General features: G+C 59.9%; 7 protein-coding genes and 1 pseudogene. 4 read left to right on the top strand and 4 right to left on the bottom strand.

The window, feature by feature from the left end; genetic code table 11:
- A pseudogene (locus Q4G32_RS06510) lies at positions 1–240 on the top strand (glycosyltransferase); the annotation flags it as partial.
- Positions 241–249: 9 nt separating this feature from the next.
- On the opposite strand, the gene Q4G32_RS06505 reads toward Q4G32_RS06510, so the two are convergent.
- The 3 genes from Q4G32_RS06505 to rfbA are packed head-to-tail and all read right to left on the bottom strand — an operon-like array spanning position 250 to position 2383.
- Positions 250–612 (bottom strand): hypothetical protein, encoded by a 363-nt coding sequence (locus Q4G32_RS06505; protein WP_303350111.1) that lies wholly within the window; start codon positions 610–612, stop codon positions 250–252.
- A complete protein-coding gene (locus Q4G32_RS06500; protein WP_303350110.1) occupies positions 609–1517 on the bottom strand; it encodes a nucleotidyltransferase family protein in 909 nt (302 codons plus the stop codon). The genes Q4G32_RS06505 and Q4G32_RS06500 overlap by 4 nt, the downstream gene beginning before the upstream one ends.
- Positions 1514–2383, bottom strand: coding sequence for a glucose-1-phosphate thymidylyltransferase RfbA (gene rfbA, locus Q4G32_RS06495; RefSeq protein WP_303350109.1), 870 nt, complete (start codon positions 2381–2383; stop codon positions 1514–1516). The genes Q4G32_RS06500 and rfbA overlap by 4 nt, the downstream gene beginning before the upstream one ends.
- 216 nt (positions 2384–2599) lie before the next feature.
- On the opposite strand from rfbA, the gene rfbB reads away from it, so the two are divergent.
- From rfbB to Q4G32_RS06480, 3 genes are all read left to right on the top strand, one after another.
- Positions 2600–3616, top strand: coding sequence for a dTDP-glucose 4,6-dehydratase (gene rfbB / locus Q4G32_RS06490; RefSeq protein WP_303350107.1), 1017 nt, complete (start codon positions 2600–2602; stop codon positions 3614–3616).
- On the top strand, positions 3613–5049 hold the full coding sequence (locus Q4G32_RS06485) for a sugar nucleotide-binding protein (RefSeq protein ID WP_303350105.1): 1437 nt from the start codon (positions 3613–3615) through the stop codon (positions 5047–5049). Before rfbB ends, Q4G32_RS06485 begins: the two co-directional genes overlap by 4 nt.
- 110 nt (positions 5050–5159) lie before the next feature.
- Complete coding sequence (locus tag Q4G32_RS06480) at positions 5160–6944, top strand: ABC transporter ATP-binding protein (protein WP_441327475.1); 1785 nt, start codon at positions 5160–5162, stop codon at positions 6942–6944.
- 50 nt (positions 6945–6994) lie between these two features.
- Here Q4G32_RS06480 and Q4G32_RS06475 read toward each other — a convergent pair whose 3' ends face one another.
- Positions 6995–7864 carry an alpha-1,2-fucosyltransferase gene (locus Q4G32_RS06475; RefSeq protein ID WP_303350102.1) on the bottom strand — a complete coding sequence of 290 codons (870 nt, stop codon included), beginning with the start codon at positions 7862–7864 and terminating at the stop codon, positions 6995–6997.
- Between the last annotated feature and the right edge of the window lie 48 nt (positions 7865–7912).

Below are 7912 nucleotides of genomic sequence, written 5' to 3'. Positions count from 1 at the left end.
GGTAAACCCACCATTGCCATTCCGGCCGGTGGCTACCTGGACACCATTGTTGATGGCGTCAATGGTGTGTTTGCCCGCAGCCCTGAAGCAGCAGACGTGGCCCAGGCCATGAATCAAGTCATGGAACGCCACTGGGATCCATCCGCGCTGAAGTCTCACGCAGAGAAGTTCTCCGAGCGGCGATTTGCCGGTGAGATCAGCACGTGGGTGGAGCAATTGCGCGGTGCTCAGCGGGCGTGAACCCCTCTGTCACTCGTCCAATCTACGGACCGCATCCATGTCCTGAAGCTGCGTGAGAACGCCCTCAACATCCGCCTGGACCTTTGGGTCTGCAAGCTGGTCAGTGGGTAACAAGCCCGCTTTTTCCAACTCGGACAGGATCTGACCCACAGTGACACCTGGATTCTGGTCTGTCCCGGACTGTGCCAGGATCTCCCAGATGGAAGCTGTCGGCTCCGCCAGCACCCTGGGGCGCAGGTCGTTGAAGATGGCCAGATAGACAGGACCGCTGCCGTCCCGAAGCCACGTCAGGTGCGGTTGAGGCACCCAACGGTGCCCATGCCGATCGGACTCATCCCCAGATTCCGCTTGTTGGTGGCCAAAGCGCGTCATGAACGGGCCCTCAGATGCCGCAGAACGGATCGAATGCGCACTCGGTACTCCTGGGCGTAGTCCAACAGGCCAGGTTTTCGTCCCAGCGCGATCTGCAAATGGCTGCGATTGAGAATCAGCGCACCGCCCATCAGCCTTGCTTTTTGCCGAGTTCCCCGGGCGGCATGCAGTCGTGCAGAGAGCAACTCCGAACGATCTGAACCATCTTGAATGGCTGACCAGACTTTTGCTTGATCCCGGTCAGCGCCCAAATCCTCACCTGTGGCCACAAACCAAGCAACTTCGGCCCCAAGGTCCTTGACGGAGGATCGCAGTTCGTCGCGTTGGGCCGAACTCAGTCCCGACCACAGGGTCTGGGCTTCGTGAGCTCCCCGGTTGGGATCACGCGCCGCATGGAGTAGGGCCAACATCACGTGATCCAACCGGGCTGGGACCGGACAGCCCCAATGCGCAATGTCAAGGCTGGTGTGCTTGCTCCATAGCCGATCGAAAACCAAGTCCGGTGGTGCAGTGAACCCCGGAACCCACCGGTGGACATCCACGTAACCAAGGTGGTTGTGCCACAGGGCGGCAGCATGGCGGAAGATTGATCCCTCCGCATAGTTGGTGACCAGTGTCCAACCGTGCGCAGTCAGGGCCTCAAGCGATCGTTGGGCCTGGGCAGGATCCACAATCACATCCACATCGGAACTGGCCCGATCCGCTGGAAAAATCTCCGTGGCCGCGTACCCCTTGAAATGCAGAGTCCGGATGCCCGCCTCCTCCAACACATGGTCCACTGCTCCGTGGGCGAGTTTGATCCGCACCACCAAGGGCACCTGAACCTCCTGAGCCGCCGACTCCCCGAGGACTTGGGACTGATGGGTCGGCGCGTGCGCGGCGGTGGGGTGGGAGGGCTCGCTCAACGTCCCTGGCCCAGAATGTTGAGGAGATAACGTCCGTAACCGCTCTTGACCAGAGGCTCCGCGCGTTCGCGGAGTTCATCGTCGCTGAGTAGCCCCACACGCCAGGCCACTTCCTCGGGGCAGCCGACTTTCAAGCCCTGCCGAGATTCAATGGTCCGGATGAAATTTGAGGCATCGTTCAAGTCATTGAACGTACCCGTGTCCAGCCATGCTGTTCCACGGGGTAGCTGTTGGACGGTGAGATCACCTCGGTCCAGGTACATCTGGTTGATGTCGGTGATCTCCAGCTCACCCCGAGTGGAAGGTTTGAGCTCCGCTGCCATGTCCACCACGGCATTGTCGTAGAAGTACAGTCCGGGTACCGCCCAGTTGCTCTTGGGTGCCTTCGGTTTCTCTTCCAGAGAGATGGCGCTGCCGTCGTCGTCAAACTCCACCACGCCGTAGGCCGTGGGGTCCTCCACCCAGTAGCCGAAAATTGTGGCTCCCTCCAGGTCTGTGTGACGCCGCAACTGGGTGCCCATGCCGGGACCGTAAAAAATATTGTCACCCAACACCAATGCCACCGAATCCGCCCCGATGTGGTCCTTGCCCAGGATGAAGGCCTGCGCCAAGCCATCGGGGGATGGCTGTTGCATGTAGGTGATGGTGATGCCGAACCGGCTGCCATCACCCAGGAGCGATTGGAAGTTCCGCTGGTCGGCAGGTGTGGAGATGAGCAGAATGTCGTCAATACCCGCCAAGATCAAGGTGGAGAGCGGGTAATAGATCATGGGTTTGTCATAAACGGCAACTAATTGTTTGGAGGTGCCCCACGTGATCGGGTGCAGGCGGGAGCCCGTGCCGCCGGCCAGAATAATACCCTTCATGTGCCCCTCATTCGTGTGCGGTCAATGCCCCTGATGAATGCAGACCTAGGCAGGAGCCCATACCCTGCCCGAGCATGACCATGATGTTACATGTGAATCAATTGAAGACCTATGATGGTCGCCGTACGTCTGCGATCCGCCAGGGGTACTTACAGGCTTCACGCCAGGTGCAGCGTCGGTGCGCGGGGAGCACCCGGGAGGGAAGGAACAGTAACCATGTCTTCAGAGGACCCGTCGCGGCACGTGCTGGTGACCGGCGGAGCGGGGTTCATCGGGGCGAATTTTGTCCACCACCTGCTGCACCACACATCCAGCTCGGTCACCGTCTTGGACAAATTGACCTATGCGGGGAATCTCCACTCTTTGGACGGATTGCCTTCTGATCGTTTGGAGTTCGTGCAAGGTGATATTTGTGATGCTGTCCTGGTTGACTCCCTGGTGTCCACGGCAGATGCCGTGGTGCATTATGCAGCGGAATCCCACAACGACAATTCCCTGAGCGATCCCACACCGTTCGTGCACACCAATCTGGTGGGTACGTTCACATTGCTGGAGGCCGTACGGCGTCATGACGTGCGGTATCACCACATCTCCACGGATGAGGTCTATGGCGATTTGGAGCTGGATGATCCACAACGTTTCACGGAACGCACCGCCTACAATCCCTCCAGTCCTTACTCTGCATCCAAAGCAGGCTCGGACCACCTGGTCAAAGCGTGGGTGCGATCTTTTGGGGTTCGGGCGACCATCAGCAACTGCTCCAACAACTACGGGCCTTTCCAGCACGTGGAGAAGTTCATTCCCCGCCAGATCACCAACATTCTGGACGGGCGGCGTCCCAAGCTCTACGGCGCAGGCCACAACGTACGGGACTGGATCCACGCCGACGATCACTCCTCAGCGGTGTTGCGCATTTTGGAAGCCGGGGAAATCGGGCGCACGTATCTGATCGGTGCTGACGGTGAACGCAACAACAAGGATGTCTTGGAAATGATCTTGGAGATCATGGGCCAAGATCGGCAAGCCTATGACCATGTCACGGACCGTGCCGGGCATGATCTGCGCTACGCCATTGATGCCACCACCTTGCGCTCAGAGCTGGGATGGCAGCCGGCCTACCAGGACTTCCGCGCCGGTTTGGAAAACACCGTGCAGTGGTATCGCCACCATGAATCCTGGTGGCGGCCCAAGAAGGAAGCCACTGAGGCCAAGTACGCAAAGGTGGGCCAATGAGTGCACTTCAGGTCCACCGGACCGAGATTCCCGGACTGCTGATTGTTGATCTACCGGTTCACGGGGACAACAGGGGATGGTTCAAAGAAAATTGGCAGCGGGAGAAAATGGTGGCTGCCGGGTTGCCGGACCTTGCATTCGTGCAGAACAACATCTCGTTCAACGCAGACGCCGGGACAACGCGGGGCATCCACGCTGAACCATGGGACAAGTACGTCTCTGTGGCCACCGGACGGATTTTTGCGGCGTGGGTGGACCTGCGGGAAGGTCCGGATTTTGGGACTGTGGTCACGGCGGAGCTGGGGCCGGACCGGGCTGCCCTGGTGCCCAGGGGGGTGGGCAACAGCTTCCAAACACTGGAAGATTCCACTGCCTACACCTATCTGGTCACCGACCACTGGTCAGGCGCGGCCCAAGAGCAGTACACCTTTGTCAACGCGGCAGATCCTTCCCTGGGCATCCAATGGCCCATACCGCTGGAGCAGGCCGAACGGTCCTCCAAGGATCTGGAGCACCCGGCCTTGAAGGATGTTGAGCCCATGCGGCCCGCGCCGCTGCTGATCCTGGGTACCAGCGGCCAGCTCGGCAGCGCCCTGGTGACACTGTGCACCGAAAAGAACGTGCCATTCCAGGCTTACGCGCGCGATGAATGGGACATGTCAGCACCGGGTACCTGGCCCGTGCAGAACCTGCGCGGCTACCGTGCGGTCATCAACACCACCGCCTACACAGCGGTGGATGAGGCCCAAACTGCCCAGGGGCGCCGAACAGCATGGGCAGTCAATGGTACGGGGGTGTCCGCCCTGAGCCTGATGTGCGCCCATGCTGCCGTACCGCTGCTGCACGTGTCCACGGATTACGTGTTCGACGGCACCTTGGCACCCCCAGCCGAGTACGACGTCGATACCCCCGTGGCACCGCTGTCAGTGTACGGGCAGTCCAAGGCGGCAGGGGAAATGGCTGTGCGCTCGATTCCCCGCCATTGGATGGTGCGCACCAGCTGGGTCATTGGTGCCGGTGAGCATGCCGGCAAGAACTTTGTCCGCACCATGAAAATGCTGGCTGACAAGGATGTGGACCCCAGCGTTGTTGATGACCAACTGGGGCGCTTGACCTTTGCCGATGATCTGGCGGCGGCCTTGTTGGACATGGTCACGGGCGCCAAGCCCTACGGCACGTACCACGTGACCAACGCCGGTCCTGTGGTGTCCTGGGCGCAGGTGGCTCGCTGGGTGTTCCAGGACTCGGGCCATGATCCGCAGCGGATCAGTGCTGTGAGCACGGAAGAGTACTTTCAGGACAAACCTGATGCCGCGCCGCGTCCTATCAACGCAGCGTTGAGTACGGTTGCCGCGCGGGAACTTGAGATCCGCCTTCCTGAAGCACGGGATCAACTGGCGCGCCTGGTGCGTGCGGAACAGGCCGCTGGGTGACCAAGTTTTTAACTCGCCGCAACCAAGGCACCGATAGTTCCCCGAGTAGTGGATCCGTTCGCCAGGATGTTCAGCGCCTCAGGATCGTGTTCGCAGCCGTGCCGTGGCGAATGCGGGGGCGCATCATCTTGATGTTCCTTGCTGCCTTGGCCTCCGCCTTGCTGGACCTGGTTGCCGTGGCCATGATGCTGCCATTGATGCAACTGTTGACGGACACAAGTGGCTTGCCCGGCGTGGTCCAGCAGTACCTGGTTCCCGTAGTGGGCACGGACGACCAACAAACTCTGCTGATTGTCACAGCTGCACTGGTGGGCTTGGCTTTCTTGGTCAAGAACATAGTCACCATTGCTTTGCGGTGGTGGAGCGTGGGGGAGGCCAAACGAGCCAGTGCTGCGGTGCAAGCCGAACTTTTGGCGAGCTACACCGCGGCCCCTTACAGCGCATATCGACAGCGGTCCAAGGCGTCCATGACCAATGCGGTCACCGTGGCAGTCCCTGCCACGTTTGACCTGGTTCTCACCAGCCTGCTGGCCCTCATGGTGGATGCCGTCTCAGTGGTTCTGTTGCTGGGTATGCTCCTCGTATTTTCGCCTGGCGCGGCTTTGGCTGCATTCTTGATTTTTGGGGGTTTCTCTCTGCTCATCTCACGTGTTCTCAAGCCGTACTCACTGAAGTACGCACACCGGAACTTTGTGTTGGGGCAGGAGTCATTTGGTTACATTCATCCGGCCATTGAGGGTTTCCGTGAGATGAAACTCTTTGGTCGGGAGGCGCTGTTCACCCAGGGGTTCAAAGCGAATAGGCAGGAATCTGCTGGGCTCTCCCGATTCCAGGTGGTGGTCGGAGAACTACCCAAGTACCTCCTGGAAGTCGTGATGATACTGGGGATTCTGGCCGTCGCCATTGTGCTGTTCGCCACCCAAGACACGGCCACGGCATTCGGTCTTCTCGCCGTGTTTGCTGCAGCGGCCATGCGGATTGTTCCAGCACTAAATCGGGCCGTTGCCTCGATCAACCTGGTGCGAAGTGGGTCGCCGTCGTTGGCCCGTGTTGCTGAGGAACTTCAAGCCTTGGCCGTAGAGGCATCCCAAGACCCCTCCGCTCGGGAAGCAACTGTGGTAATTCCGCAGGCCCCCCTGGAAGTCCGGGATGTCGGATTCACCTATCCGGATGCCCAGGAACCCGTACTGAGTAACGTGTCCATCACTATCGAACCAGGGCAAACCATTGCCCTGGTGGGTGGATCAGGCGCGGGAAAAACCACGTTCGCAGATATTCTGGCGGGACTGTACCTGCCTACAGAGGGCAGTATCACGGTAGGGGGCGTGGACATTGTGGCGCACCCTCGTTCCTGGCGGAATCGCGTGGGAATGGTCTCCCAGCGGGTCTACCTGTGGGACGCCAGTGTGCGGGATCTGGTGACCTTTGGCCAACCCTTGGAGAGGGTTGATCATCAACTTCTTGCGGACGTGCTGAAGCGTTCTCAGCTCGCCGATGTAGTTGCGGCACTTCCTGATGGGTTGGACACCAGGGTGGGGGACCAGGGCGCTCGACTGTCAGGTGGCCAGACCCAACGGTTGGGGATCGCCCGCGCGCTCTACAGCCAACCGGATGTTCTGATTCTGGACGAGGCCACAAGCGCCTTGGACAATCACACCGAACGACAGATCACAGACACCATCAGTGGCTTGCGGGGCAGCACCACAGTCATCGTGATTGCCCACAGGCTCTCCACCGTCAAGGATGCGGATTCCATCCTCTTTTTCTCCCGTGGAAAGTTGGCAGCTCAGGGCTCCATGGCGGAGCTCTACGCCCGTGAGCCGGAGTTCGCCAGCCTGGTTGATCTGGGCACGTTCTCCGTGGACCCTCCCTCAGCGGATGCCGGCCCCCGTTGAGGTAGCCCTTGGGCGGTGCACGTCAAGCGTGAACCGCGCAGCCTCGTGGGCTACAGGCCCGGGGTTGCCGTGGTTCGGCCCCATGTCGGATCCAGCAAGTTCATCACGATGTGTCCGGTGTCCACATGACGTTCGTGGCCGTGGGGTGCAACCGCCTGCTGCTGGACACCAAGCCCTCTGCTGATGAACTGGCCCCAGTAGGAGAACGTCGAGTTGGCCAGCACCACCTGGGATGCGACTGCAATGGCCGCAAGGTCGTTGAACATGCCAGGTCCTGGGCCATCTGCAACGCTGTGGAGGTTTGCCAGATCACTCAGGTGTGTAAGGCACCAGTGAGGATTGTCCGAAATGATGAACGCGTGCGGCTTATCAACATCTTGATATCCCAAGAGCGTGAGAGCCTCACGCACATGCTTGCGGACATCTATTCCGTATCGAGCGGTCAAACTTGAATCTGTGTAGTAGTCACCACGGCGCACGTTGATCACCAACGGGTTCTCGCCCATGGCTGCTCTGACCCGGGAAATTCGTTTCGCAAATGTGGGAGAGGTTAGTAGGCGCTGCTTGACAAAGGCGCGGATGTTGGCATCGGTCAAGGGGTCGCCGTAGTACATCAAAGATTCTGTGTGGCGCTTGTCCAGAAGGCGGATCTGCTGATGGTCAACCGTGAGGGGCTGCAAATCCGGGAACTCGTTGAGCCACAAAGTGGCGTGGCGATTTTGTTCTACCAGCGCGGTGCCTTCGCCGTGCAGACAGTTCAGGGTGTGGGCCCAGGCCCAGGAATACAGGAGGTTTCCGCCGCGACTGACGTCTGGGGCCAGGATGATGGTGCGTTGTCCGAACCGTTCACGTGCCCCACCCAGGAGGCTCTTGAGGGCAGGGACAATCGGAGCGAGTCGTGTGAGGGGCTGCGGGGGCATGGCACCACCCTAAGACTCCATTGACTTCGGCACGAGCACTCTGGTGGT

The sequence above is a fragment of the Kocuria sp. genome, from assembly GCF_030538595.1.
GTDB lineage: Bacteria > Actinomycetota > Actinomycetes > Actinomycetales > Micrococcaceae > Kocuria.
The sequence above is the reverse complement of the archived record's forward strand: the minus strand, read 5'-3'. Positions and strand labels throughout refer to the sequence as shown.

What these genes read in the sequence shown, in the direction of transcription:
- Q4G32_RS06505 (WP_303350111.1), bottom strand. Translation starts at nt 612, where the DNA reads ATGACGCGCTTTGGCCACCAACAAGCGGAATCTGGGGATGAGTCCGAT.
- rfbA (WP_303350109.1), bottom strand. Translation starts at nt 2,383, where the DNA reads ATGAAGGGTATTATTCTGGCCGGCGGCACGGGCTCCCGCCTGCACCCG.
- rfbB (WP_303350107.1), top strand. Translation starts at nt 2,600, where the DNA reads ATGTCTTCAGAGGACCCGTCGCGGCACGTGCTGGTGACCGGCGGAGCG.
- Q4G32_RS06485 (WP_303350105.1), top strand. Translation starts at nt 3,613, where the DNA reads ATGAGTGCACTTCAGGTCCACCGGACCGAGATTCCCGGACTGCTGATT.
- Q4G32_RS06480 (WP_441327475.1), top strand. Translation starts at nt 5,160, where the DNA reads ATGCGGGGGCGCATCATCTTGATGTTCCTTGCTGCCTTGGCCTCCGCC.
- Q4G32_RS06475 (WP_303350102.1), bottom strand. Translation starts at nt 7,864, where the DNA reads ATGCCCCCGCAGCCCCTCACACGACTCGCTCCGATTGTCCCTGCCCTC.